This is a genomic window from Rhizobium leguminosarum (genome assembly GCF_002953715.1).
Lineage (GTDB): Bacteria > Pseudomonadota > Alphaproteobacteria > Rhizobiales > Rhizobiaceae > Rhizobium > Rhizobium leguminosarum_V.
Window position 1 is genome coordinate 894,308 of sequence record NZ_CP025013.1, and the last position, 24,628, is coordinate 918,935.

Genomic DNA, 24,628 nt, shown 5'->3' on the forward strand with positions numbered 1-24,628 from the left:
CGCAGGAAAAGGCGCCGCCTCAAAAAGCCGGCGGCGCCTCAGCAGACCAGCGGAAAGTGAAGTCGCTTGAGGGGCGTGAAAAAGGGCAAGAAAGGAGCGTAGGAAGCGTCGCAGCAAGCGGATCATCCTTTCCTTCCTCCTGACTTAATTCTCCGTTTCGCTGCTCGTCGGCTCATTGAGCATCGTGCGGTAACGATGGAGGCTTTCCTCCAGATGGGCGATCAGCGCGGCCTTCGCAGCCTTTGCATCACCCTGGGTGATGGCGGCGAGGATAGCGGCATGTTCCTTGTTGATCTTCTTCAGGTAGGTGCTGTAGCCGCGCGCCGATTGGCGATGTTTGAGCACGAGGTCGAAATTGATGCTCTCAATCACCGCTTCCAGAAAACTCGGGAAGTGGGGATTGCGGGTGGCGCGGGCGATCGCGAGATGGAACTCGAAATCGGCGCGTGCCTCGACCTCGGCATCCTCAGTCACCAGGTTTTCGAGGTTGTCGTAGGCGCGGGCAATTTCAGCCAGTGCTTCCGGCGTGCGCCTCGACGCGGCAAGGGCAACGGACTGTATCTCGACGCCGAGCCGCAATTCCAGGATCTGCATCGCGGAGCGAATGTCCTCGATGCGGCTGATCTCGAAATTGAGGGTCTTTGCGTCCTTGTCGCTCACATAGACGCCGGCACCCTGTCGCGCGGTCACCCGTCCGCCAACCTTGAGAGAGGTGAGCGCCTCGCGAATGACGGTTCGGGACACGCCGAACTCTTCGCAGAGCTGGGCACTTGACGGAATTTTCTCGCCGGGAGCATAAAGGCCGGAGTCGATGCGTTCCATCAGCTTCGCAACGACGATTTCCGCGAGATTGCCTCGTTGCGTGATGATTGACACTGGTTTGCTCCGAATTTCACGATCAAATTTAGCACATATCACATATCATGCCACGTCTGATTGCGGAACGTCGGCTTTTTCAGACATTATCTTGTCGATCACCTGAAAGGGATGCGGCAGGCGCTTGTTGTCGATTTCCTTCACCTGGGAGCGGCACGAATATCCGGTGGCCATGAGGTTGTCGGTGTCGCCGGCGGCATCGACCTCCCGCTTCCAACTCATCGCATAGAGGCGCTCGGAGATTGGCCGATTGCGGGCCTCGTGGCCGAAGGTACCGGCCATTCCGCAACAACCGGTTTGGGCCGCCTGCAGGTCGATACCGAGGCTCGCGAATACTTGTTTCCATTGCGCAACGGAGGCCGGCGCATTGGTGCGTTCGGTACAATGGGCCATCAATCGGAAGCTCTTGCCTTTGATGGCGGAGGGTGAAGCGGCAAGGCGGCCGAGGTTGGCGACCAGCCATTCCTGCGGAAGGAGAATGGTCGCCTGCAGCGCCCCCTTGTATTCGCTGCGGAACGCAAGCGTCATCGAGGGATCGAGCCCGACCAGCGCCACGCCCGTATCATCCAGTCGCTGGAGATAGTGCGCGGTCCGCCCGGCCGCAGCCTCGAAACGTCCGAGATAGCCGTGCACGTGCAGGGCTTTGCCGTTGACGTGGGATGCGGCGAGGAAGGGCGATAGCCCCATTTTCCGCGCGAGCCTGATCGCGGCGAGGGCGACCTCAGGATCGAAATAGGCGGTAAACGCATCGGCGACGAAGATGACGCTCTGCTCCCTCTCACGCGGCGACAAGGCCTCGATCTGCCGCGGGGTCGCAAGCGGCACGCCAAGGCGGGCGGCTTCCTTGGCCAGAGAGATCCGCGGCAGGCGGGGCAGGGACGTCAGTCCGGCAACGCGCATCATCATCCTGCCGGCTCGCGTGCCGACGACCAGGTTGTAGGCAGGTCGTATCCGGTGGACCAGCGGCAGGGTGGTCTCGATGGCCGCGACCAGCGGATCCTTCAGCGGACGGAGGTAGCGTCCGTAATAAAGCTCCAGGAATTTGGAGCGGAAGGCCGGGACGCTGACTTTCACGGGACATTGTCCCGCGCAGGCCTTGCACGCCAGACAGGTGTCCATCGAAGCGCGGACCTCGTGGGAAAAGTCGTCGCGATTTTGAGGGTTCAGCGAGTTGAAGACGCGCCGAGCGAAGTTCGCGAGCGGAACGCTCTGCCGCAGGCGTTTTGCCTCCTGGCGGGGATCGATGCCTTTCTCGGCAAGCAGCCTCAGCCATTCCCGCATCAGAGCGGCGCGGCCCTTGGGCGAAAAACGCCGGTCGCGTGTCGCCTTGTAGGAGGGGCACATGGGGCTCGTTTCGTCGAAATCGAAACAGGCGCCGTTGCCGTTGCAATAGGCGGCGTTGTCGAAGGCTGCGCGGATCTCGTTGCCGATGATGCGGTCGATATCTCCCCGCAGCGGAACCTCGTCGATCTTCAGCAGCGCTTGGCCGGAAGGGCTTGCGATCTTGCCCGGGTTGAGACGGTTTTCCGGATCGAAAGCCCGTTTGATCTCCTGCAGGCTGGGATAGAGATCGCCGAAGAATTCTGGCACATATTCGGAACGCACCCCCTTGCCGTGCTCCCCCCAGAGCACGCCGCCATATCTACGCGTCAGCGCCACGACGGCGTCGCTGACCTCCCTGACCAGCCGGACATGGTCATTGCGGGTGAGGTCGAGGGCAGGCCGCACGTGCAGGACGCCGGCATCGACATGGCCGAACATGCCGTAGGAAAGGCCCGCGCCATCGAGCAATGCGCGGAACTCGCGGATATAGGCCGCGAGGTTTTCCGGCGGCACGGCGGTGTCCTCGACGAAGGCGACGGGCCTGACCGGTCCGTCCACATTGCCGAGCAGGCCGACCGCCCGTTTGCGCATCGACCAGATCGCCTCGACGTCGGCATGATCCCGCGCGATCGTATAACCCAGGTGACGGGCATTCGCGCCCGCGGCAAGCGCGGCGGTCACCTCGGCCAGTTTGCGTTCGAGTTCGGCTTCGTCGTCGGCGAGCACTTCGGCGATATTGATGCCGTTCGTGGTTCCGCCTGCATCGTCGGGAAAAAAGCGGGCAATGCCCGTCCAGACGATATCGCTCCTGGCAAGCCCGAGAACCTTCTCATCGACCGTTTCCACTGAGACGACCTTCAACGCCACGAGCGTGCGGGCATCCTCCAATGCGGTGTTGAAGTCCCCGTAGCGAATATTGATCAGTGCCGCATGGGCGGGGATCGGCAGAAGGTTGAGTTCGGCTTCGGCGATCATCGCCAGCGTTCCCTCCGAGCCGCAGAGGATGGCATTGAGGTCGAAGCGTCCGTCATCCCGCCGGATGTGAGCGAGGTCGTACCCGGTCATATAGCGGTTGAGTTTCGGAAAAATCTCGGTGATCCGGTCGCGTTTTTCGCGCGCGATACGGTCGACCGTCCTGTGGATCTCGCCGACACGATCCTGGCGAGCGGCGATCTCCGTGAGTGCCTCAGCATCGAGCGGGCGCGACCACCAGTCGGTCCCATCCGCAAGCACGATGCGCAATCCCAACACATGGTTGCTGGTCTTGCCGTAGAGGCATGAACCCTGGCCGCAGGCATCGGTGGAGACCATGCCGCCGATGGTGGCGCGATTGGAGGTGGAGAGTTCAGGCGCAAAAAACAGACCGTAGGGCTTCAACGCCAGGTTCAACTGATCCTTGACTACGCCCGCCTGGACCCGCGCAATTCTCCTGATTGGGTCGATCTCGAGAATGGAATTCATGTGTCGCGAGCAGTCGACGACGATGCCTGAGGTGAGGGATTGACCGTTCGTGCCGGTTCCGCCGCCGCGTGGCGCGACGGTGATCCCGCGAAAAGCCGGCTCCGACAGCACGGCCGCCGTAATCTGCAGGTCTTCGATACTTCTGGGGAAAAGGATACCGGTCGGCTCGATCTGATAAATGGAATTGTCGGTCGAAAAAGCGGTCCGGCTCGCCGCGCCGGTTTCGATGTCGCCATCGAACCCCGCCTCGATGAGCCGCTGGAAGAATCCCACAGCGGGAAGGGGGATTGAACCGTTCGGCCGGAGGCGTGGAATCATTTCGAGACCTTCAGAATGCACTTGAGCTTTGTCGAAGTTAGCATATAAGTGATAACATACAATGCTAGCGGTGTAACTGAAAATACTGAGGTGGAACTTTGAAGAACCAGACCGCAATCATCGTCGGCGGCGCTTCCGGGCTCGGATTGACGACGGCCAAGCTGATGATCTCGCATGGGGCGACCAGGATCGGGCTGATCGATCGCAATGAGCAGCTGCTCGAAGTCTCGGCTGAGGCGCTTCGCGCTCTCGGCGCCGAGGTGGCAACGGCCGTTGCCGACATCTCCCGGGCCGAAACGGCTCATCGCGGGTTCAACGAAATCGCCGGCAAGCTCGGTCGGATCCACGTGCTCGTCAACAGCGCTGCCATCTATCCGAGACGCCCTATCCTCGAGATCACCGACGAGGAATGGGACCTCGAAAATGCGATCAACGTGAAGGGCACCTATCATATGATGGTGGCCGCCGTTCTTCATATGCGCCCGCACGTGAACGCGCCTGCGGTTACCGGGCGGATTGTCAACGTGACCTCGGTCGATGCTTTCAAGGCTCATCCCCAGAATGCGCATTATGCCGCAACCAAGGCGGCTGTCGTCAGCCTGACGAAATCCTTTGCCCAGGAATGCGCCAAGGACCAGATCCTTGTCAATTCCGTCGCTCCTGCCGGTTTCGCGACGGATCGCGCCAAGGAGCTGGGATTCCTTCCGGAATTGGCCAAGGCCAGCGCGCTTGGCCGCGCGGCCGAGCCGGTCGAAATGGCGGAGTGGATCGTCATGATGGCATCGAGCCGCAACACCTATGCCACCGGCGAAAATGTCGTCGTCAGCGGAGGCTACATCTATGTCTGAGCCGCTGCCCTATCAGGTCGCCGTGGTCACCGGTGCGACGAGCGGCATCGGTCGCGCCACCGTCGGCAAACTACGCGAGATGGGGCTGACGGTTTATGCCGTTGGCCGAAACGCCGAGGCGCTCGAGGAACTGGCGCGGGAAAGCGGGGCGAAGCCCGTCCGCGCCGATGTGCGCGATACCGCCGAAATCGTCAAGCAGCTTCACGGAACAGACGTCGACATCCTGGTCAACAATGCCGGCATTCTCTCGACACGGGCGACATTCAGCGAGATCGAACCGTCCGAGATCGATGCCATGATCGATATCAATCTCAAGGCGCCGATGCATCTGACCCGTGCGTTCCTGCCTGCTATGGTCGAGCGAAAGCGCGGCCACCTGATCTATATCGGTTCGAGCGGCGGCCAGGCACCCTATCCGAACATGGCGGCCTACGGTCCCTCGAAGGCTGGGCTCAGCCTGTTTTGCGACAATCTGCGCTGCGACCTGCTCGGGACCTCGGTTCGTGTGACCGAGGTGGTGCCGGGCCGTGTCCAGACGGAGCTTTATCGAACCGCAATGGCAGGCAACCAGGCGCGGACGCTGCTCTATGACGGCTACCGTCCGATACAACCCTCTCACATCGCCTCGATCATCTCCAACGCCATCGAGCTTCCCGTCTTCGTCGACGTCGCCAGGATAGAGGTCTTCCCGACGGACCAGGCGACCGGCGGCGGAACCATGGTCAAATTCCCTGAGCAGTAGGCGGGCGCTCGCTCGCTTCGAAAAGGCCGCGGGCCGCCTCGACCATCGACTGCAGGTGATCGGGGTCGCGTACGCCCTGTCGGTAGAGCTCGATAATGATGCTCGCCATTCGATCGGCTTCGTCGCTGTTCCTTTCTATCCCGTAATCGGCACTGAGCCTATCGAAGACGCGCTGGCAGGTTTCAAGATCGCGGGAGTCCAGCGGCACCTGCGATCGGCTTTTGATCGTTTGAACCATCTCTATTCCCTCAGATGAGGCCCGCCCGGCGAGGCCGGCGGGCCGGCAAACACCTTAGAAATCCATGCCGGGGCCGGCGGGCAATGGCGGCGGCGCGTCCTTCTTGGGTTTCTCGGCGATCATGGCTTCCGTCGTGACGAGAAGGCCGGCGATGGAGGCCGCATCCTGCAGCGCGGTGCGAACCACCTTGGCCGGATCGATGACGCCCTGCGCATAGAGGTCGCCATATTCGCCCGTCTGAGCGTTCCAGCCGTAGGAGAACTCGCTTTTCTCGCGCAGCTTGCCGACGATGACCGAGCCTTCCGCTCCGGCGTTTTCGGCGATCTGGCGAGCCGGCGCCTCGACCGCGCGGCGAACGATGTCGACACCGACGCGCTGGTCGCCATTGGCGGTCTTGACGGTGTCGAGCGCCCTGACAGCGCGCAGCAGCGCCACACCGCCGCCCGGCAAAATGCCTTCCTCGACCGCCGCGCGGGTTGCATGAAGCGCATCGTCGACGCGATCCTTCCTCTCCTTCACCTCGACCTCCGTCGAGCCGCCGACGCGGATGACGGCAACGCCGCCGGCGAGCTTGGCAAGGCGTTCCTGCAGCTTCTCGCGGTCGTAGTCGGAGGTGGTTTCTTCGATCTGGGCCTTGATCTGGGCAACACGGCCTTCGATGTCGGTCTTGGCGCCCGAACCGTCGACGATCGTGGTGTTCTCCTTCTCGATCGACACCTTCTTGGCCCGGCCGAGCATGTCGAGCGTGACGGATTCGAGCTTGATGCCGAGATCTTCGGAGATGACAGTGCCGGCGGTCAGGATGGCGATGTCTTCGAGCATGGCCTTGCGGCGATCGCCGAAGCCGGGCGCCTTGACGGCGGCGATCTTCAGGCCACCGCGCAGCTTGTTGACGACGAGCGTTGCCAGGGCTTCGCCTTCGACGTCTTCAGCGATGATGAGCAGCGGCTTGCTGGACTGGACGACGGCTTCGAGAACCGGCAGCATCGACTGCAGGTTCGAGAGCTTCTTCTCGTGGATGAGGATATAGGGGTCTTCGAACTCGACCCGCATCTTGTCGGCATTGGTGACGAAGTAGGGGCTGAGATAGCCGCGGTCGAACTGCATGCCTTCGACGACTTCGAGTTCGGTCTCCGCAGTCTTGGCTTCTTCGACGGTGATCACGCCATCATTGCCGACCTTTTCCATGGCTTCCGCCAAAAAGCGGCCGATTTCGGCATCGCCATTGGCGGAGATCGTGCCGACCTGGGCAATTTCGGAATTGTTGGAGATCTTGCGGGCATTTGCCTTCAGTTCCGCGACGATGGCGCTGACCGCAAGATCGATGCCGCGTTTCAGGTCCATCGGGTTCATCCCTGAGGTAACCGCCTTGGCGCCCTCCTTGACGATTGCCTGGGCGAGCACCGTTGCCGTCGTGGTGCCGTCGCCGGCGACGTCGCTGGTCTTCGAAGCAACTTCGCGGACCATCTGGGCGCCCATGTTCTCGAACTTGTCTTCGAGTTCGATTTCCTTGGCGACCGAAACCCCGTCCTTGGTGATGCGCGGCGCGCCGAAAGATCTTTCGATCACGACGTTGCGGCCTTTCGGGCCGAGGGTCGCCTTTACGGCGTTGGCCAGGATGTCGACGCCACGCAGCATCTTCTCGCGGGCTTCGGTGCTGAATTTGATTTCTTTAGCAGCCATGTCCTCACTCCTTCATAGGCAGCCAGAGCAATTCCAGGAAAAGTACGAAGGGGTTTTCCGTTCGGAATTGCGTCAGAAATAAAATGTTGGAGCGGTTCTGCGTTTCCATGAAAAGCTGAAGCGCTCCAGCGTGGACGGATGTCAGCAGGGACCTTAGGCGGCCTGCTTCTTTTCGCCCTGGGCTTCGATGATGCCCATCACGTCGCTTTCCTTCATGATCAGCAGATCCTCGCCATTGATCTTGATCTCGGTACCGGACCACTTGCCGAACAGGATGCGATCGCCGGGCTTGACGTCGAGCGCCTGGATCTGGCCGGCATCGTTGCGCGCGCCGGGGCCGACGGCGATGACCTCGCCTTCCTGCGGCTTCTCCTTGGCGGTGTCGGGAATGATGATGCCGCCCTTGGTCTTTTCCTCTGAATCGACCCGGCGGACGAGAATGCGGTCATGAAGCGGTCGGAACGACATGTCTTCCTCCATCGACAAACAGTGATGACTTGTTCCCTAGCCGGACCGGATGACCGATCCGGGCGGGTGCGCAGGGCTCGCGCGCGAGCCTTGCGAGAATGATTTGGTTCGGCGGTTTTGCAATTCAAGAGGGGATGGAAGAAAAATTGGCACTCCCTGCCCATGAGTGCTAATGCCTGGCAGGGAACAGAAAATCGCCTCCCGCGTTCGAATGATGAAGGCGACGGCGTGGTGCCGGAGGCGAGTTCGAGCAGGATTGAGGCTTGAATCCGGATTTCGGCATTCCCAACTCTTTGGTGATCGAGGCTTGCTTGAGCTCGGTCATCGTCCCACGTCTTTTTGGAGTGAGCGACATGGAAGAGAAGACCAATATAATCAAAGACCTCAGTATCGAGGAACGCGAGGAAATCCTCGTCGATATCGCTCGTACGCTGGAGGACACGGCGCGTGAGGCCTATGTCGAAGGCAATACGCACTTTGCCGCACTTTCCAACAACATGGCCGAAGCGATCCGCGTCAACGCCGATGAACTTGCCCGTGACGATCCGGAAAATGCCGAGCTCGTATTTCAGCAGGCGACGGCGATGATCTCGCAATTCGAGGCCGTGCACCCCTATCGAATGGTGAGTATGGCCGTTCATTGATTGCCGAACGGGCGGTGCGGCTCGGTCGCCGCTCAAATCAATCTCCACCCATGCGGAACTCTCACTGCTTGCAAAGGTTATTGGATCACAACATCGAGAGGTGATCCATGATGACTTCCAGATCCAACGTGCCGCCCGAGAGCGGGACAGATGACGCCCGTTCCGCCGATACGGAGCGAGCCGAGGCTCATCGCAAGAGAGCATTGGAAAATGCCCGGCGCAACGCCAGCTCGGCATCAGATCGCGATAGCGGCACTGAAACTCCAAGCCTGAAGCTTGCAAAAGAATATCTCAGCCTCGGCGGCCACCGCCGGTCCATGATCGACGACAACATCACCGATGTTCGCCAATGGGATGAGGATCCACCGGAGGCCGAGCGGTTCTGGAAGGAACGGGCGGAGACGCTTTCGAAGGACCAGCGCAAACAGGTGGAGGATTTTCTTCCAACCATCAACACGCCGTGAAAGCGGCTGGGCCCGTTCTTCGGATGAAATGCCCTTGGAGGCGATCATGGCTATAGACAAGCACGAGCAGATCCGTCGCCGTGCCTATGAAATCTGGGAGGCCGAGGGCCGCCCGGATGGCGCCGACCAGCGCCATTGGCTGCAAGCCTGCGACGAACTGGCCGGCGAGGATGAGCATGAGACGCTGCAGAACCTGCTCGATGAAGACGACAGGGATGATGCGGCGCTGCTTCAAGGCGCCGGTGAGAGCGGCGATCTCGATCGGCGACGGGCGAGGCCTCGCCAGGCCGCCGCGGTCCGTGACATCGACATGACGACGGGCGAAAAGCCTTCCCGACGGAAGATCAGGAAGACCGAGGGACCGTGATCGCTATGCAGCATCTCGACCATGCCATCCAGATCGCTCTTACGGCCCATGAAGGTAAGACGGACAAAACCGGCCGGCCGTTCTTCGAGCACTGCCAGCGGGTAGCCCTTCTGGTTTCCGGTGACGAGACGCGAACGGTCGCTTACCTTCATGACGTCGTCGAAAAGGGAAGCGGCTGGACGCTCGACAGGCTGAGGGAAGAAGGCTTTCCGCCGGCGATCATCTCCGCGGTGAATGCGCTGACACGGCGGCCGGACGAGCCGGATGACGACTTCGTCAGACGTGCGGCATCAAACCCGCTGGCCTTGCCCGTCAAGCGGGCCGATCTCGAAGATAATCTCCGTCAGGCCGAACAAGCCGGCAAGAAAACGGAAAGATACCAGCGCGGCCTGGATCTACTGCGCGACATCAGGAACGGACAATAGGAACTCGGACAAATTTGTGCAGTCGTTCCGCCAAGATCGGCAATCGGTCGAGAACGGCCGTATCTGGCTTCCGCTGCGCCGCGGAAGCCCTTTTGGCCTATTTCACGCTTTGTTGGTAAACCATACCGTCGGGGCGCCGAGCACGCCTCCCGTGCGCATCGCCGTCTTCAGTTCGTCCAGCTTGCTGAACGTCTGAGCCGCTTCAAGCGTGGCAAACTCGTGCGTGACGGTAATGTCGTTCGGATTGTCGACGGCTCGATAAACGGCTTGTGCCGTCACTCCATTGGCCTTCTGCACCGGCGAAAACGCATCATATATCTTGCGCCAGGCGGCGTAATCGGAGACCTCGTGCCTTACGAATAACGTCGTCATATCATCCTCCCGCGTTGCATTTCCGAGTCTTGTGGAGATCTGTCTTACGATTGAACAAGGAACACCATGGTTTCGGGCAAGACGCCGTCACTCGCCATCGCATCAGCCGCGGCCTTGGTCTGCATGAAGGCCGTCAACTTTTCCATATCAGCAACGTCCATGACCAAGCCAACGCGACTAGACGTTTGAGGGTCTGTAAACGTGCGAATGTTCGTGACGCCAATCGGTTCCAATACCTGCTTGCGGATGGGTGAAGCGAGCCAGTGCTTCGTGTCTTTGACATTGTGATGGACCATTATGGTAGGCATTGCATCCTCCTCTGGCCTTGAAAAATGAAGGGCCAGTACATCACTACGCTTTGCTCGACTTTAGTTCAACAATATTACGATGAGGGGATGCTTTGCTATTTATGATGAATATATAAATGTAATTATTTGGAGTAATCCGAAAATATTACGGTTGGCCACCGGTTTTGGAGCGTGTTATTTTTCCGGCAATGGCTTTTGCGATAGGTCCGGCGTCCGCGACCGCTGCGCGTGAGACGACGGAGGTTCAGGATGAACGAACGCCAACCATTTGATCTCAAGGCCTATGTGCACGACATCGTAACAAGGCCATGCTTTATCTGCGGCTTGGTCAGGAACGACCCCGACTTCTTTCATCATCGCGTTTTTGAAGACGACGAGACGATCATCTTCCTGAGCAAATATCCCACGCTGCCCGGCTATTGCCTTGTCTGTCCGAGGGAGCACCTCGAGGATCTGGCGGGAGACATGTCGACCGATGAATATCTTCGACTACAGGAGAAGGTGCATATTCTGTCTCGCGCGCTAAAAAGTGTGTTCGACGCCGAGCGAATTTATGTGCTTTCGCTCGGCAGCCAGCAAGCCAATAGCCACCTGCATTTTCATGTCGTTCCCTTGCCCCCAGGTGTGCCTCCAGAAGAGCAGCAATACCACGCGCTGATGGCGGAGTACGGGGTTCTGCAGATACCTGACGATCAAATGGCACAGCTGGCGCAGCGCATTGCCGAAGCGTACCGTTCTGAGCTGACCGCACGATAATCAACCGTCTGGCCCGCGGTCGAAACCCGGAAGGCAGGGCTCCAAGCTACGTCCCGAGGGCGAATGCCGGCACTCTTACGCCTTTCTCGCGAAAGAGCCGCTCCACTTCGTCGAGGTGGGGTTTGGCGGGCGGGTTATCGAGCGCTTTTGCCCAATTCTCGCGACTGGGCAGGGCCATTGCCGCAGTTGCGAGCACGGTGGTTCCGGGGCCGATTTCGCCGCGCAGCTGCGGCAGCAGGGTCTTGGCATGGATGAGGTTGGTGTTTGGTATCGGGCTCATCGCATGACCGGCCCTTCGATTGGGCGATAGATCGACGATGGCGCTGACGTCGGTCTGGCCGTACCAGACGGCCCGGCCATCGCTTACATCGGAGCGGTCGGCATTGAAATCCGCGCGCTCGATCGCAAAGCCGCCCTCGATGGTGCTGAGGGCACGCGGCGCGGCGATGCGGTGCATGCGGATGTGCCACGGATTTGCAGGAAGCAGCCAGGTTTCGATCGTGACGTCGCTCCAGGGGCGCCAACGCGAATAGAGCAGGTCGCCTGTTATCAGCGCCTCTTCGAGGGTTTCGCGCATGCGGAAATGGACGCCGTCGTCGGAGAGGCCGAGCATGCCGTCGAAACTTGCGGCGAAGAAATTCCGGTCGTCGGCTTCGATGTTGAAGGCGTAGCGCGTGGAATAGACGAATTTCGAATATTTCTCGTTTGCGCCGAGCATCTTGTCGTGTTGCTGCCCCGAGGAGAGCACGACCACGTTTCCCGGCGTGTGCATGGCGACCATTCCCGCCGGCTTCAACACAACCGGCTCGGGAAATTTCGGCTGCGGCGCCTCCTCGGCGGTCCAGAACGGATGATCCCCCGCAAGGGCGAGCGGCAGGAAGAATTTCAGCGCCCAATAGGGCGACCCGGGAGAGTTGTAGCTCTCGCTCATGAAGAGGTTCGGATAGCCGTAGCCGACGGAGAGAACGCCGTCTCGATCGGCAATCGGCATCGTCGACCACCAGCGGATATGGCGCATATAATAGCCCTTGATCTCGGCCCAGGGCAGCGCTTCGACGCCGGCAAAGGCAAGGGCGCCCCAAAAGCCTCCCGCCGCAAAGCGGTAGGTCTGGCTGCGGCCGAAGGCAAGTGCCGCGCCATCGGGGCCGAACCAGTGGCGGATATCCCCGGCGAATGTCCGCGCGCGACCCCGGAAGCGGTCCTTGCGCGCCTCGTCGCCCTTGGCCAGCACCGCATAGATCAGGCCGTAGAAATGCATGGCGAAGGGAATGTAATGATCGACCCGCCGGACCGGTCCGTCGCGATACCAGCCTTCCCCGAGGTCAAAAGCCTCCAACTCGTCGAGATAGGCGAGGGTTTTCCGGTGATCGAACGCCGCGCTTACGCGTTCCAGCCCGAGATCGATGAGCACACGGAAAAATTTCCAGTTGTTGTCGATGAATTCCAGCTCGCGCGCTCTGAGAAGATAGGCAGCGACCGTCTTCTTCTCGCTGTCGTCAAGCGGTTCCCAGATGTGCTCGGGGACAAGCGCCAAGGCGAAGCCGACAGCGGCGAGCTCGACCAGCCGCTGATTGCGGTCGGCAAGATCGCCCCAATATTCGGGATGAGCAGGATTGGTGCCGTTCGCCAGCCCGCGCCGATAGAGATCCCAATGCGGGAACGCGCCGCCGCCCGCAGCGAGGGGAACAATTCCCCAGAGCGGCCGCGCAAATCCTTCCAGATCCGCCGCCGCCCGGTCGAAGATCGCGCCGGCTGCACCGAGGCGCACACGGGCGCCGCCTTCGGAAAAATGCGGTAGCAGCGGCTCGAACAGATCGGTAACGGCCTTGGCGAGGTCGTCGCGTGTCTTGAGGGGATTGCCGAAAAGCGGATTGGCCCGGGCGGGATCATATATCATTGTCAGCTCGAAATTCATGAAAAACAGGATCGGCCGCGGGCAGATATTGCCCGCGGCCGTCGATATTTCTTGACGCTTACTTGATGGCCTTCACGCCTTCGGTCATTTCCTTCAACCCGTCGTCGACGGAGGTGTTGTCGGTCATGATCGCGTCATGCACACGGTTGAGCACGACCTCGATCTTGGCGGCGTTCGGGTTGACCGCCATCTCAAGGTAGGTTTTCAACGGCTTCAGCGCTTCCTTGCTGGCCGCATCCTCAGGAAAGCCGGGCGTTCCCGCGATCTTGGCGCTGACGTCATCCGTCTTGAGCGCAGGGAAGGTGCCCGTCGACGCGATGACATCCGCACCCTCAGGACCGGTGACGAATTTGATGAAATCGAGAGCGGCATCCTTGTGGTCGGAATTGGCGTTGACCGCCAGGCCGGAAATCTGCGCGGCCGTCGTGCCGGCCGCGACCCCGTCGGGATGCGGGAACTTCACGATGCCCCAGTTCTTGCTCTTCGATTCACCCGATTTCACCTTGGTGATCTGGGTGCCGACGAACCAGGTTCCCATCGGCAGCATGCCGATCGTGCCGTTGAAGAAGAGCGCCGAATAATGCGTGTTTGACGTCTTCAGGAAGGCGTAGGAAGGAATCGCGCCATCCTTCTGCAGGGTGAGCGCCCTCTCGTACCACGGCTTGAGGAACTCGTAGTCGCCGTCGACCAGCGTGTGTTTTCCGTCGAGGACGCCGGGCAGCTGAACGGTCGACCGCCAGGTATGCAGGAGCGCGCCGTATGTCTTGTTGGTGCCCATGCCGCCCGTAAGTTTCTCGGCAGTCGCGTCGAATTGCGCCCAGGTCATGTCATTGGTGGGGTAGGGGACGCCTGCTTTGTCGAATATGTCCTTGTTGTAATAGACGATCCAGAAGTCGGAGCGGAACGGCAGCGAATAGACCTTGCCGTCGATGCTCAGTTCCTCGATCAGGCCGCCATAGGGAGCCGGGTCGATCTTCTGATCCTTCACGAAGCTGCTGAGATCGGCGATGTTGCCGGCGCGCACCAGATTGGTGTAGCCCGGCACGTCCTTGATGGTGACGATGTCGATATCCTTGGAGCCGCCGGTCAGCTGGGTCGAGATCATCTGCTGATAGTCCTGCGATCCGAGGTCCATCGGCTCGAACTTCACGTTGGGGTGTTTGGCCTGATAGGCCGCGATCAGCGGCTTGTAATAGGCGGTCTTGTCCCAATCCCACAAAGCCCATTTGAGCGTCACGGCGTCCTGAGCAAGCGCTGCGCCGGCCGTCGTCGCGGCCAAGGTGAAACCTGCCAAGGCAAGTTTCATCGTCCCCCCGAATTTATCCCAATACATTCCCGTTCTCCTTCCCTGGATCATCTCTGGATCAGCTGTTTTATGAAGCGTCTCGTGCATGCGGTTCGCGGTGCGGCTGCGTTGCGTTTGGCAGGTCTAGAACCATCACCGCCGCCCGATGGACGCCGAATGCGACGGCGAACATTCCGAGTGAAAAATTGAAGGTTGCCGGCATGAACACCGAAACCGGATAGAAGAGGATATGCGCCAGCCAGAGGCTGGCGGCGAAGGCGAGCGCGGCAAGCGCCGGGAGCGGACGGATGACCGAGGCGAGCGCGGCGAGGCGCAGCAGCCTCAGAGCCGGCAGATCGCGCATCACCATCAGAATGAAGAGATGGCAGGCGAGAACTGCGATGAAAGCGGTGGCAACGAGGGCGATCGTCAGCGGTGCGCTGAGCAACAGGTTGTCGCGTGCGCCTGCGGCATAGGTGACGATCGCATAGAGGCCGATTGCCAGCGAGCCGCTCAACGCCAGGCCCCAGGCGGTGGCGCGCCAGAAGTAGCGCAGAAAGGCTTCCGTGAAGTCCCGCAACAGATAGGTGTTGCGATCTTCCACCAAGGCCACCGAGACCCGGGCCATGGCGGCGAGCGCTGCCGGCAGGGTCACGACGAAGAGGCCAGCCAGGATGAAGAGGATGTTCAGCTTGATCATCTCCCACCATTCGCGGACGAGGATCTCGGCGAACAGGGCAAGGCCGGTCCTCTTCGGCGCATCCTTCGGAATGCCCGGCCCCTCCCTCGTCCACATGTCCCGCAACCACTGCATAGCCGTCTCCCGCAGGCGTCTCAGTATAAAATCGAGCGTTCCGTTTCCTTGTCGAACAGCTGCGCATTGGTCATATCGGCTACCAGCGTCGCCTCCTCGCCGATATCGGGCCGGTAGCGCGGCGAGACGCGGGCGATCAGATTGCGACCGCCTGCCACCATGTTCAGGTGCACTTCCGAGCCCATGGGCTCGGCAAGCTCCACGACCGCCTTGAGCGGCGCCAGGTTCTCCGGCGCGATGTCGGCCGGCGGCAGCTCGTGGAAATTCTCCGGACGGATGCCGAGCACCAGTTCGCGGCCCTCGTAGGGCGCGATCCTGCTCTTGTCGAAATGGGCAGGCAGCGGCAGTTCCCGGCCGTCGAAGACGGCGACGTAGCCGTCGCCCCGGCGCAGAATGGTCGAGGGCAGCATGTTCATCTGCGGCGCGCCGATGAAGCCGGCGACGAACATATTGACGGGACGGTCATAGAGGTTCTGTGGCGTATCCACCTGCTGGATATGCCCGTCCTTCATGACGACGATCCGGTCCGCCATGGTCATCGCCTCCACCTGGTCGTGAGTGACGTAGATGAAGGTGGCGTTGAGGCGCTTGTGCAGCTTGGTGATTTCCGAGCGCATCGTGCCGCGCAGCTTGGCATCGAGATTGGAAAGCGGCTCGTCAAGAAGGAAGACGGCCGGATTGCGCACCATGGCGCGGCCGAGCGCGACGCGCTGGCGCTGCCCGCCCGAAAGCGCCTTCGGCTTGCGGTTCAGGAGATGAGAGATGTCGAGGATCCTGGCGGCGTCCTGCACCTGGGCATCGATGAAGTCGCGCGACACCTTCCTGAGCTGCAGGCCGAAAGCCATGTTCTTATAGACGGTCATATGCGGATAGAGCGCATAATTCTGAAAGACCATGGCGATATCCCGATCCTTGGAGGGAACGTCGTTCATGACGTCGCCGCCGATCTTGAGCTCTCCTCCCGATATTTCCTCGAGGCCGGCGATCATCCGCAGCGTCGTCGATTTGCCGCAGCCCGACGGGCCAACCAGAATGATGAATTCCTTGTCTGCGATCTCAAGGTCGATGTCGTGGACGACGGTGAGCGCACCATAGCTCTTGTTCAGCTCTTTAAGCGAAATGCTGGCCATCGGGTTCTCCTGAATTCACCAATAGGAAGACCAGCTGCGCGAAAGGCGCGTCAAAGCTTCCATGTAATAATAATCTCCCCAGGAGACGCATTCATCGACACCCTCGCCGCGGCAGGTGTTGAACGGCGATTTCTTCGAATAGGTGGCGTGCAGCACCAGGCCGTTGGAGACGGTGGGATCCTTGACCGCATAATGATCCGCAAGGCTCTTCATCATGCGGCGCGCCAGCGTGCGATAGCGTGCGGCCGGCTCCGGCTCGACGAGATCGGCCATCTCCAGAAGGCCGCAGGCGGCGATCGAGGCCGACGAGCTGTCGCGCGGCTCGCCATCGCCATCCGAAAAGACGAGATCCCAATAGGGCACCATGTCGGCCGGCAGCCGGTTGAGATAGAAGGCGAGCAGCCGGTCGAAGGTCCTGATATATTCTTCGATCCGCTCATAGCGATAGGAGAGCGCCATTCCCGAGATGGCCCAGGCCTGTCCGCGCGCCCATGCGCTGTCGTCCCTGTAACCCTGCTTGGTGGCGCCGCGCACCGGCGCGCCCGTGACCGGGTCCATGTAGAAGGTATGATAGGTGGAATCATCCGGCCGAACCGAGTTGGCGAGCGTGGTGCGGGCGTGAATGAGAGCGATCTCACGGTATTTCGGATCGCCGGTCTCGCGGCTTGCCCAGTAGAGAAGCGGCAGGTTCAGCAGGCAGTCGATGATGTAGCGGTATTCTTCCGCCACCCCCTTGCGGCCCCAGGCCTGGATGAACTGGCCGATGGGCTGGAAACGCTCGATCAGCTGGTCGGCCGCCAGGATCGCGGCCCGGCGGCCATCCTCGTCTCCGACGAGCTTCCAGGCGGCGATGCAGGAGGGCGAGTAGAGGAAGCCCATGTCGTGATGGTCCGTCTCGATGCGGTTCACGATCCGATGCAGGAACGACTGGACCTGGATCTGCGCGGCATCGCGGAAAACCGCCTCGCCGCTGTGCTCGAAAGCGAGCCACAGCTCTCCGGGCCAGAAACCCGCGGTCCATTGGTCGTTCGCCACGGCGGGATAGAAATTTCCGACGCTCGAATGGTTCTGCGAGGCATGGGTGAAGGCGGGCAAGTTGCGCCTGATCTGCTCGACGGCAAGATCGAGCGCGGCTTTGACCTCCGGATCGGTGATCGGCTGCGGGGCGACGGACGAGACGGCGTTCATGGATTTAACCCTTCAGTCCCGTCGAGGCGATGCCCTCGACGAAGAAGCGCTGGAGAGAGAGGAAGACGATGAGAACCGGAATGAGGGCGACGACCGAGGCTGCCATGATGAGCCCGTATTCGGCCGAATATTGCGAGATGAACATGCGCAGGCCGATCTGCACGGTCTTCAGCTCGGTCTTGGTCAGGTAGATCATCGGCCCGAGAAAATCGTTCCAGGTGGTGACGAAGGTGAAGATCGTCAGTGTCGAGAGCGCGGGCTTGGACAGCGGCAGCATGATGCGCGCCCAGATCTGGTACTCATTCATGCCGTCGATGCGGGCCGCCTCGCAGAGCTCGGTCGGGATCGACATGTAGAACTGCCGCATCAGGAAGACGCCGAAGGCGGTGAAAGCCTGCAGGCAGATCAGCGCCAGATGGGTGTTGTTGAGGCCGAATTCGCGCATCAGCAGGAATTGCGGCACCATATAGACCTGCCAGGGCATGGCGATGGTGGCGATGTAGCCGAGGAACAGGGTGTTCTTGTAGGGGAAATTCAGCTTGGCGAAGGCGTAGGCGGCAAAGCTGGAAGTCAAAAGCTGCAGCAGCGTGACGATGATCGTCAGCTTCGACGTGTTGTAGATGAACAGGGCGAGCGGGATCTTCGTCCAGATATCGACGTAGTTATGCCATTGCGGCTCGGACGGTATCCACTCGATCGGGAAGGCGAAGACGTCGCGGCTGAGCTTCAGGGATGCCGAGAGCATCCAGGCGAAGGGCATCAGCATGATGAGCGTGACGGCGATGACGATGGCGTAGATCGTGACCGATTTGAGGGTCACCTTGCGTCCTGCGATCCTCATTCACCATCCTCCCTCTGGCGCCGGAACTGGAAGACCGTGACGGCGAGCACGAGGAAGAACAGAACGAGCGCAACCATGCTGGAATAGCCGAGATCCCAGGAAATGAAGGCCTCGTTGTAGATGTGGTAGACGAGGACGAGCGTCGAGGTGCCAGGCCCACCCTGGGTGATCATGTAGATCTGGTCGAACACCTTGAAGGACTGGATCGTCAGCATGACGGTGACGAAGAAGGTCGTCGGTCCGAGCTGCGGCACGGTGACATGGATGAACTTCTGCCAGGAGTTGGCGCCATCGAGATCGGCGGCTTCATAGAGCTCCGAATTGATGCCCTGCAGGCCGGCCAGATAGATGACCATGTAATAGCCCATGTTCTTCCAGATGCCGAAGAGGATCACCGTCACCATCGCCCAGTGGCGATCGGCCGCCCATCCCGGCATGTTCTTGGGATCGAGGCCGAGCGTGTAGAGGATCATGTTCACCGGTCCCATCTCGGGATTGAAGATCATGTTCCAGACGACCGCGACGGCCACCAGGGAGGCGACATAGGGGAAGAACATCGCCGTGCGGAAGAAATCGCGCCCCGCGATCTTCTGGTTGAGAAGAACGGCGAGGCCGAGCGCGCATATGAGCGTCGCCGGCACGGAAGCGACCGTATAGATGACCGTGTTCCAGAACGCCGCGATAAAGGCCTTGTCATCGAAGAGCCGCCAGAAATTGTCGAGGCCGGCGAAGGTGATCGCATTCGAACCGTCCCAATGCATGAAAGCGAGCACGAAGGCGAACAGGATCGGGCCGAGCGTGAAGACGGCAAAGCCGAGGAAGTTCGGCGCGATGAAGGAATAGGCGACGAGCGCGTTGCGGATCCTGCGCTGGCGCTTGGACAGGGCCGCGACCTTCCGACCGGAGGTTGCCAGAGCGCCATCCGTCGCGATGACCGAATTCGATAGGGACACCGATGCCTCCTCTTCCTCCCGCAACGACATAGCACATATCCAGTATTGGTCAAACAAGTTCTGAACAGGTCATACGAATTTTATGGAAAGCGCAAAATACATATGATAGGTGAGCGTGCAGACCAAACGGCCATCGATGCTTTTCCGGTACGGGGAGAGACATGTTCAGCGAGATTTCAGCAAAGCTGCCGGATGTGCTGGGCGATTTCACGCCCGGGGCGGTGTGCTCCGATCGCGCCAGATGGAGCGCTGTGCCGCAAGCGGTACGGGATCTGGTCATCCGCGAGGCCGAAGAGACGCTTGCGCGCGCCTGGCCGCTGATTGCGGCCTCGGATTACCGGGAGTTCACCGCAACGGGCAACCGCTCGCGCTTCGAGGAGCTTTATTTCACGCGGCGGCGGATGCTCAACAATCTGGTGCTCGGCGAACTCATCGAAGGCAAGGCGCGGTTCCTGCCGAAGATCGTCGACGGCATCTTCCTGATTGCGGAGGAGAGCGGCTGGCAGCTTCCGGCGCATAACGCCTATGAACGAAGCGGTGCGCGCCTGCCACTTCCCGACAATTCGCAACCTGTCGTCGATCTCTTCGCCGCCGAAACGGCGGCGCTGCTTGCCTCCATCGTCGCATTGCTTCGCGACGAGCTTGACGGCATCAGCCCCGAGATTGCGGAACGCATAGAGCGCGAGATCGAGATCCGCATCTTTTCGCCCTATCTCGGCCGGCATTTCTGGTGGATGGGCCGCGGCGAAGAGCGGATGAACAACTGGACGGCATGGATTAGCCAGAATGTCCTGTTGACGGTCTTCTCCCTGAAAACCGGTCAACCCACGCGTCACGCCGTCGCCGAAAAGGCACTCGGCAGCCTCGATGCCTTCCTGAAGGATTATGCCGAGGACGGGGCCTGCGAAGAGGGTGTGCTCTACTATCGCCACGCCGCACTCTGCCTGCATGGCGCGTTGACCATCCTGGATGCCGTGGCGCCGGGCCTGTTCGCCGGGGTCTGGCAGCAACCGAAGATCCGCAACATGGCCGAATATATTGCCCATATGCATGTGGCCGGCCGCTACTATTTCAACTTCGCGGATTCCTCCGCGGTGGTCGAACCCTGTAGCGCGCGGGAATACCTGTTCGGACGGGCGGTCGGCTCTGAGATGCTGGCTGAGTTCGCTGCATCCGACAGAGCCGCTTCCGACAATCCCCACCTGCCCGGGGAATGGAACCTCTGGTATCGCGTGCAGGAACTGCTGGCCGGCCCGACGCCTCTCGCTGCCGCCCCGCCGCATCCTGCGTCCGGGCGCGATATCTTCTATCCCGGCATCGGCCTGTTCATCGCTCGCGACCGGCAGTTTTCGCTTGCCGTCAAGGGCGGCAACAATGGCGAGGGCCACAATCATAACGATGCCGGAAGTGTCACGCTTTACAAGAACGGACGTCCGTTCCTGATCGATGTCGGCGTCGAGACCTATACTGCAAAGACCTTTTCGGCCCGGCGCTACGAGATATGGACGATGCAGTCGGCTTTCCACAACCTGCCGACATTCGCAGGCGTCATGCAGTCGGCCGGCGAAGCCTTTGGCGCCCGCGATGTCGAGGTCGAGTTCGACGAGGAGCACGCGCGCATATCGCTCGATATATCAAGCGCCTATCCCCCCGAAGCGCAGCTGCACAGCTATCGTCGCGTCGTTTCCCTGCTGCGCGGCCGCGATGTCGAGATCGTCGACACCTATGACGGGGGCAAGCCGGCGGTCCTGTCGCTGATGACATGCCTGGCGCCGACCGTCAGCCCGGACAGGATCGATCTGGCCGACCTCGGCAGCATTTTCGTCGAGGGCGCCGGCGAGATCGAAATCGATGAAATCGTCGTGGACGACGCCCGGCTGAGATCGGCCTGGCCCGAGAAAATCTACCGGCTGCGCGTGCCGTTTGCCGGCAGGCTCCTGAGATTGCGGATCGTCTAGAACAGGATGATTTGGGCCGGGTCGGCCTAAAATCTGAATCCTGTTCTAAATTAAATAGTTAGAGCATGATGTCGTCCGAAAATCGCTCACACTTTTCGGCATCATGCTCTGGGGAGGACGAGCATGGAATTGACGCTGAAGATCGTGGATGCCGATGGGGCAGTGCTGGCGAGTTCCACCGGCCGGGACGAGACGTTCCTGGTCTATCGTCAGAGCTATCGTGAAGGCGATCGCGTGGTCGTGGAGGTCTCCGAGCCCGGACATGTCTTCCTCGCCCTTGATGGCGCGATCCAACCCGGCCTGGTCTATATGAAGGAATACGCCTATTCGCTCGCCGTGCCCTTCGGCGACAAGCGCAAGCCCTATTCGCCGAATGCCTTCAGGGGCGATATCCACCGGCTTTCAGCGCGTAGCACGCGCTCTGACGAGATTGTCCATCGGCGCAACCTCGCCTTGAACCCCTGGGACGATCACGCCAATCGGGTTCTGTTTCCGCATGCGCGCGCCAATGTCGAGACCCGGGGCGAAGCGGTCTTTGCCGCGCGCAACGCGATCGACGGCGAAAAGGCCAACGATGATCACGGCTTCTGGCCCTATACGAGCTGGGGCATCAATCGCGATCCGCAAGCGGCACTGACGGTGGAATTCGGCAGGCCGGTCAGGATCGAAGAGATCGTTTTCTATCTCCGGGCCGACTTCCCGCATGATTCCTGGTGGGAAAGGGCCAGCGTCACCTTCTCGACCGGCAAGACCGCCTGTTTTCCGCTGGTGAAATCGGGCGTCGCCCAGGCCTTTCCGATCGAGCCCTGCATCGTCGAATGGGTGGAACTGCACGGTCTGATCAAGGCCGAGGACGCCTCGCCCTATCCGGCGCTGACCCAGATCGAAATCTGGGGAAGCGAGGCGCCGGAGACCGGGACGTCGCGGTTGCGGTCGAAGACGATTCCCGAAGCGCCGACGGGGGGCGCTTGTTGACGACGTCTAGGGCGATCGCAGGTGATAGCATCTCTTTCTGCTTCGGTCGGGAACAGAGGCCAAGCAGCAGCTGTGGAAACTGTGTCGCGCTTCCGCCGGACCGCCTGCCCATGCTAAGGAGGTCGGATGCGACTGCTTGTGGTGGAGGACAACAAGGATCTGGCGGCCTGGCTGGGTAAAGCCCTGCGACAGGCGCAATACGCTATCGACATTGCCCATGACGGCGAGGACGCGGAGCATATGCTCAAGGTAGCGGAGTATTCAGCGATGATCCTCGACCTGGCGCTGCCCAAGCTTGACGGATTGACGCTTTTGAAGCGATTGCGGCAGTCCGGAAACAAGCTGCCGGTCATCATCTTGACCGCCAATGCGAGCCTGGACGGCCGTGTTGCAGGGCTTGACAGCGGCGCTGACGACTATCTCGCCAAACCCTTCGAAATCGCCGAGCTCGAAGCGAGGATCCGTGCGGTGGTCCGCCGCGGCCAGGACCGGGCATCATCCGAGATTACCGTCGGCAACCTGCGCTTCTCCGGTGGGACGCGGCAGTTTTTCGTCGCAGGCGAGCCGCTGCAACTGACGCCGCGCGAATATGCCGTGCTTGAGCAGCTCGTCATGAAGCTCGGCAACACCGTCTCGAAAGCCGCCCTTTCTGAAAGCGTGTTCGGGTTCGACGACGAGGCGGATCCGAGTGCCATCGAAATTTACGTCCACAGACTGCGAAAGAAACTCGAGAGCAGTACGGTTCAAATCGCCACATTGCGCGGACTTGGTTATCTCCTCAGACATGTCCAGTAGCCTCGTCACCAAGGTGGGCGCGACGATCGCGCGGCTCAGCCAGAGCCTGAGGGTGCAGCTGCTCTGCTGGGTGCTGCTGACCCTGTTCGGCGCGATCGGCTTCAATCTTTACGACAGCTTCTGGACGGCGGACGCCACAGCAAAGCTGGTGACGGATCGAACACTTCTGGCGTCCGCCCGCGTCATTGCCGAAGCCGTCCGCGTCGACGAGGGCGGCAATGTTCAGGTGGACGTGCCGCCTTCCGCGCTGGAGATGTTTGACACGGGCTTCGGCGACCGGGTGTCCTATCAGGTCATCACGGCATGGGGCAGTCTGGTCAGCGGCTTTCCCGACCTGCCGTTGCCGGCCGTCCAGCGGACCGGTGAGGATCGCGTGTTCCACGGTGCCGATGTGCGCGTCCTGATGCTCGATCATCCTGTCGTCGGCCTTCCGGATGACGGCGCGATCTCCGTGACCGTCGCCGTTACGCATAACAGCCAGTATGCGATGCGAAGGCAGTTGTGGCTCTCAGACTTTTCGAAGCAGTTCGTGCTCGTCTTCGTCGCAAGCCTGGTGACCATCCTCGGCCTTCAGCGGGGCCTGGCCCCTGCGCTGAGACTGCGGGACGCCCTGCGCCAGCGCGGGCGCAACCGTCTCGATCCGCTGCCGCCGGAGATGGTGCAGAGCGAGTTGCAGCCGCTCGTTCACGCCCTGAACGACTACATGGAGCGTGTCCAGAACCAGATGGCCGCGCAGCGACGGTTCGTATCGAATGCTGCGCACCAACTGCGAACCCCGCTGGCGCTGATTTCGACGCAGGCGAGCGTGGCGGCCCGCGAAGCCGATGCGGCTCGCCGTGACGAGGCGCTTTTCGCTCTTCGCACCAGCACGAAGCAGATTTCGCGTCTTGCCAGCCAGCTCCTCACCTTGTCGCGGGCCGAGCCCGGAAGCCGGCGCCCGCGCAGCGATGCGACCGACCTTACGAAGGCTGCCCGCGAGATCCTGGAAGCGCATGCTGAAGAGGCGCTCAAGCGCAACATTGACGTCGGCCTGGAAGCCGTCCGGCCGGTCATTGTCGACGGCGACGCGACGATGTTGCGCGAGATGTTGGTCAACCTCATAGACAATGCGATCCGCTATACCCGCCCGAATGGACGGGTGACCGTCGCCGTCGGGCAGGCGGACGGCAACGCCGTCGTGACCGTCGAGGACAACGGGCCGGGTATTCCGAGCGGGGAGCGAGAGCAGGTTTTCGAACGATTCTACCGGATCATAGGGACCGAAGCCGAGGGGAGCGGTCTGGGGCTTGCGATCGTTCGGGAGGTCGTCGAAGGTGCCGGAGGTTCGGTCTCGCTCGATGATGCGGAAGGCGGTGGGCTCGTCGTGACCGTGCGGCTTCCGCTCGCGTGAACCCGAATCCAAAGCAACGCACATTTCAAGATTGCCGACATCAAATGAAAGAAGGCCGGACATGCACCCGGCCTTCTCTTCGATCTGCCTT

At 60.9% G+C, this 24,628-nt stretch carries 25 protein-coding genes; 11 read left to right on the forward strand and 14 right to left on the reverse strand.

Annotated elements, in window-relative coordinates:
• Positions 1–144: 144 nt before the first annotated feature.
• Both CUJ84_RS28650 and ydiJ read right to left on the reverse strand, forming a co-directional pair.
• Positions 145–876 carry a FadR/GntR family transcriptional regulator gene (locus CUJ84_RS28650; RefSeq protein WP_105008999.1) on the reverse strand — a complete coding sequence of 244 codons (732 nt, stop codon included), beginning with the start codon at positions 874–876 and terminating at the stop codon, positions 145–147.
• A 45-nt stretch (positions 877–921) separates the two neighbouring features.
• On the reverse strand, positions 922–3,978 hold the full coding sequence (gene ydiJ, locus CUJ84_RS28655; RefSeq protein WP_105009000.1) for a D-2-hydroxyglutarate dehydrogenase YdiJ: 3,057 nt from the start codon (positions 3,976–3,978) through the stop codon (positions 922–924).
• 98 nt (positions 3,979–4,076) lie between these two features.
• On the opposite strand from ydiJ, the gene CUJ84_RS28660 reads away from it, so the two are divergent.
• Both CUJ84_RS28660 and CUJ84_RS28665 read left to right on the forward strand, forming a co-directional pair.
• Positions 4,077–4,826, forward strand: coding sequence for an SDR family NAD(P)-dependent oxidoreductase (locus CUJ84_RS28660; protein WP_105009001.1), 750 nt, complete (start codon positions 4,077–4,079; stop codon positions 4,824–4,826).
• The gene (locus tag CUJ84_RS28665) at positions 4,819–5,568 is read left to right on the forward strand and encodes an SDR family oxidoreductase (protein WP_105009002.1); all 750 of its coding nucleotides are present in this window, start codon (positions 4,819–4,821) and stop codon (positions 5,566–5,568) included. The genes CUJ84_RS28660 and CUJ84_RS28665 overlap by 8 nt, the downstream gene beginning before the upstream one ends.
• Here the strand turns inward: CUJ84_RS28665 and CUJ84_RS28670 are convergent.
• From CUJ84_RS28670 to CUJ84_RS28680, 3 genes are all read right to left on the reverse strand, one after another.
• Positions 5,549–5,806: a hypothetical protein gene (locus CUJ84_RS28670; RefSeq protein ID WP_105009003.1), complete on the reverse strand. Its 258-nt coding sequence runs from the start codon at positions 5,804–5,806 to the stop codon at positions 5,549–5,551. The genes CUJ84_RS28665 and CUJ84_RS28670 overlap by 20 nt on opposite strands.
• 54 nt (positions 5,807–5,860) lie before the next feature.
• A complete protein-coding gene (gene groL / locus CUJ84_RS28675; protein ID WP_105009004.1) occupies positions 5,861–7,489 on the reverse strand; it encodes a chaperonin GroEL in 1,629 nt (542 codons plus the stop codon).
• A gap of 153 nt (positions 7,490–7,642) precedes the next feature.
• A complete protein-coding gene (locus tag CUJ84_RS28680; protein WP_018445052.1) occupies positions 7,643–7,957 on the reverse strand; it encodes a co-chaperone GroES in 315 nt (104 codons plus the stop codon).
• A 353-nt stretch (positions 7,958–8,310) separates the two neighbouring features.
• On the opposite strand from CUJ84_RS28680, the gene CUJ84_RS28685 reads away from it, so the two are divergent.
• From CUJ84_RS28685 to CUJ84_RS28700, 4 genes are all read left to right on the forward strand, one after another.
• Positions 8,311–8,601 (forward strand): hypothetical protein, encoded by a 291-nt coding sequence (locus tag CUJ84_RS28685; RefSeq protein WP_018245946.1) that lies wholly within the window; start codon positions 8,311–8,313, stop codon positions 8,599–8,601.
• Between the two features lie 107 nt (positions 8,602–8,708).
• Positions 8,709–9,065, forward strand: coding sequence for a hypothetical protein (locus tag CUJ84_RS28690; RefSeq protein WP_105009005.1), 357 nt, complete (start codon positions 8,709–8,711; stop codon positions 9,063–9,065).
• A 46-nt stretch (positions 9,066–9,111) separates the two neighbouring features.
• Complete coding sequence (locus CUJ84_RS28695; protein WP_105009204.1) at positions 9,112–9,432, forward strand: DUF2934 domain-containing protein; 321 nt, start codon at positions 9,112–9,114, stop codon at positions 9,430–9,432.
• A 5-nt stretch (positions 9,433–9,437) separates the two neighbouring features.
• Positions 9,438–9,857 (forward strand): HD domain-containing protein, encoded by a 420-nt coding sequence (locus tag CUJ84_RS28700; RefSeq protein WP_105009006.1) that lies wholly within the window; start codon positions 9,438–9,440, stop codon positions 9,855–9,857.
• 102 nt (positions 9,858–9,959) lie between these two features.
• On the opposite strand, the gene CUJ84_RS28705 is transcribed toward CUJ84_RS28700, so the two are convergent.
• Both CUJ84_RS28705 and CUJ84_RS28710 read right to left on the reverse strand, forming a co-directional pair.
• Positions 9,960–10,229 carry a hypothetical protein gene (locus CUJ84_RS28705; protein WP_027686572.1) on the reverse strand — a complete coding sequence of 90 codons (270 nt, stop codon included), beginning with the start codon at positions 10,227–10,229 and terminating at the stop codon, positions 9,960–9,962.
• Positions 10,230–10,273: 44 nt separating this feature from the next.
• Positions 10,274–10,537: a hypothetical protein gene (locus tag CUJ84_RS28710; RefSeq protein WP_105009007.1), complete on the reverse strand. Its 264-nt coding sequence runs from the start codon at positions 10,535–10,537 to the stop codon at positions 10,274–10,276.
• Positions 10,538–10,786: 249 nt separating this feature from the next.
• On the opposite strand from CUJ84_RS28710, the gene CUJ84_RS28715 reads away from it, so the two are divergent.
• Positions 10,787–11,293, forward strand: a complete 507-nt coding sequence (locus tag CUJ84_RS28715; protein WP_105009008.1) for an HIT family protein — start codon at positions 10,787–10,789, stop codon at positions 11,291–11,293.
• Between the two features lie 46 nt (positions 11,294–11,339).
• Here the strand turns inward: CUJ84_RS28715 and CUJ84_RS28720 are convergent, their stop codons facing one another.
• From CUJ84_RS28720 to CUJ84_RS28750, 7 genes are all read right to left on the reverse strand, one after another.
• Positions 11,340–13,190 (reverse strand): DUF2264 domain-containing protein, encoded by a 1,851-nt coding sequence (locus tag CUJ84_RS28720; protein WP_105009205.1) that lies wholly within the window; start codon positions 13,188–13,190, stop codon positions 11,340–11,342.
• Between the two features lie 76 nt (positions 13,191–13,266).
• Positions 13,267–14,541 (reverse strand): ABC transporter substrate-binding protein, encoded by a 1,275-nt coding sequence (locus tag CUJ84_RS28725; RefSeq protein WP_105009009.1) that lies wholly within the window; start codon positions 14,539–14,541, stop codon positions 13,267–13,269.
• A gap of 40 nt (positions 14,542–14,581) precedes the next feature.
• Complete coding sequence (locus CUJ84_RS28730; protein ID WP_105009010.1) at positions 14,582–15,307, reverse strand: YesL family protein; 726 nt, start codon at positions 15,305–15,307, stop codon at positions 14,582–14,584.
• 20 nt (positions 15,308–15,327) lie between these two features.
• Complete coding sequence (locus CUJ84_RS28735) at positions 15,328–16,437, reverse strand: ABC transporter ATP-binding protein (protein WP_017991457.1); 1,110 nt, start codon at positions 16,435–16,437, stop codon at positions 15,328–15,330.
• A 15-nt stretch (positions 16,438–16,452) separates the two neighbouring features.
• Positions 16,453–17,625, reverse strand: coding sequence for a glycoside hydrolase family 88 protein (locus CUJ84_RS28740; protein WP_105009011.1), 1,173 nt, complete (start codon positions 17,623–17,625; stop codon positions 16,453–16,455).
• 4 nt (positions 17,626–17,629) lie between these two features.
• A complete protein-coding gene (locus CUJ84_RS28745; RefSeq protein ID WP_105009012.1) occupies positions 17,630–18,466 on the reverse strand; it encodes a carbohydrate ABC transporter permease in 837 nt (278 codons plus the stop codon).
• Positions 18,463–19,449 carry a carbohydrate ABC transporter permease gene (locus CUJ84_RS28750; RefSeq protein WP_105009013.1) on the reverse strand — a complete coding sequence of 329 codons (987 nt, stop codon included), beginning with the start codon at positions 19,447–19,449 and terminating at the stop codon, positions 18,463–18,465. The genes CUJ84_RS28745 and CUJ84_RS28750 overlap by 4 nt, the downstream gene beginning before the upstream one ends.
• A 131-nt stretch (positions 19,450–19,580) precedes the next feature.
• Between CUJ84_RS28750 and CUJ84_RS28755 the strand changes: the two genes are divergently transcribed.
• The 4 genes from CUJ84_RS28755 (at position 19,581) to CUJ84_RS28770 (ending at position 24,537) form a co-directional block, all read left to right on the forward strand.
• Positions 19,581–21,377: a heparinase II/III domain-containing protein gene (locus CUJ84_RS28755; protein ID WP_105009014.1), complete on the forward strand. Its 1,797-nt coding sequence runs from the start codon at positions 19,581–19,583 to the stop codon at positions 21,375–21,377.
• Between the two features lie 123 nt (positions 21,378–21,500).
• Complete coding sequence (locus CUJ84_RS28760; RefSeq protein ID WP_105009015.1) at positions 21,501–22,352, forward strand: carbohydrate-binding protein; 852 nt, start codon at positions 21,501–21,503, stop codon at positions 22,350–22,352.
• A gap of 126 nt (positions 22,353–22,478) precedes the next feature.
• Positions 22,479–23,147, forward strand: coding sequence for a response regulator (locus CUJ84_RS28765; protein WP_105009016.1), 669 nt, complete (start codon positions 22,479–22,481; stop codon positions 23,145–23,147).
• Entirely contained in the window at positions 23,137–24,537 is a 1,401-nt protein-coding gene (locus CUJ84_RS28770; RefSeq protein ID WP_105009017.1) for a sensor histidine kinase, read from the forward strand. Before CUJ84_RS28765 ends, CUJ84_RS28770 begins: the two co-directional genes overlap by 11 nt.
• Positions 24,538–24,628: the final 91 nt, after the last annotated feature.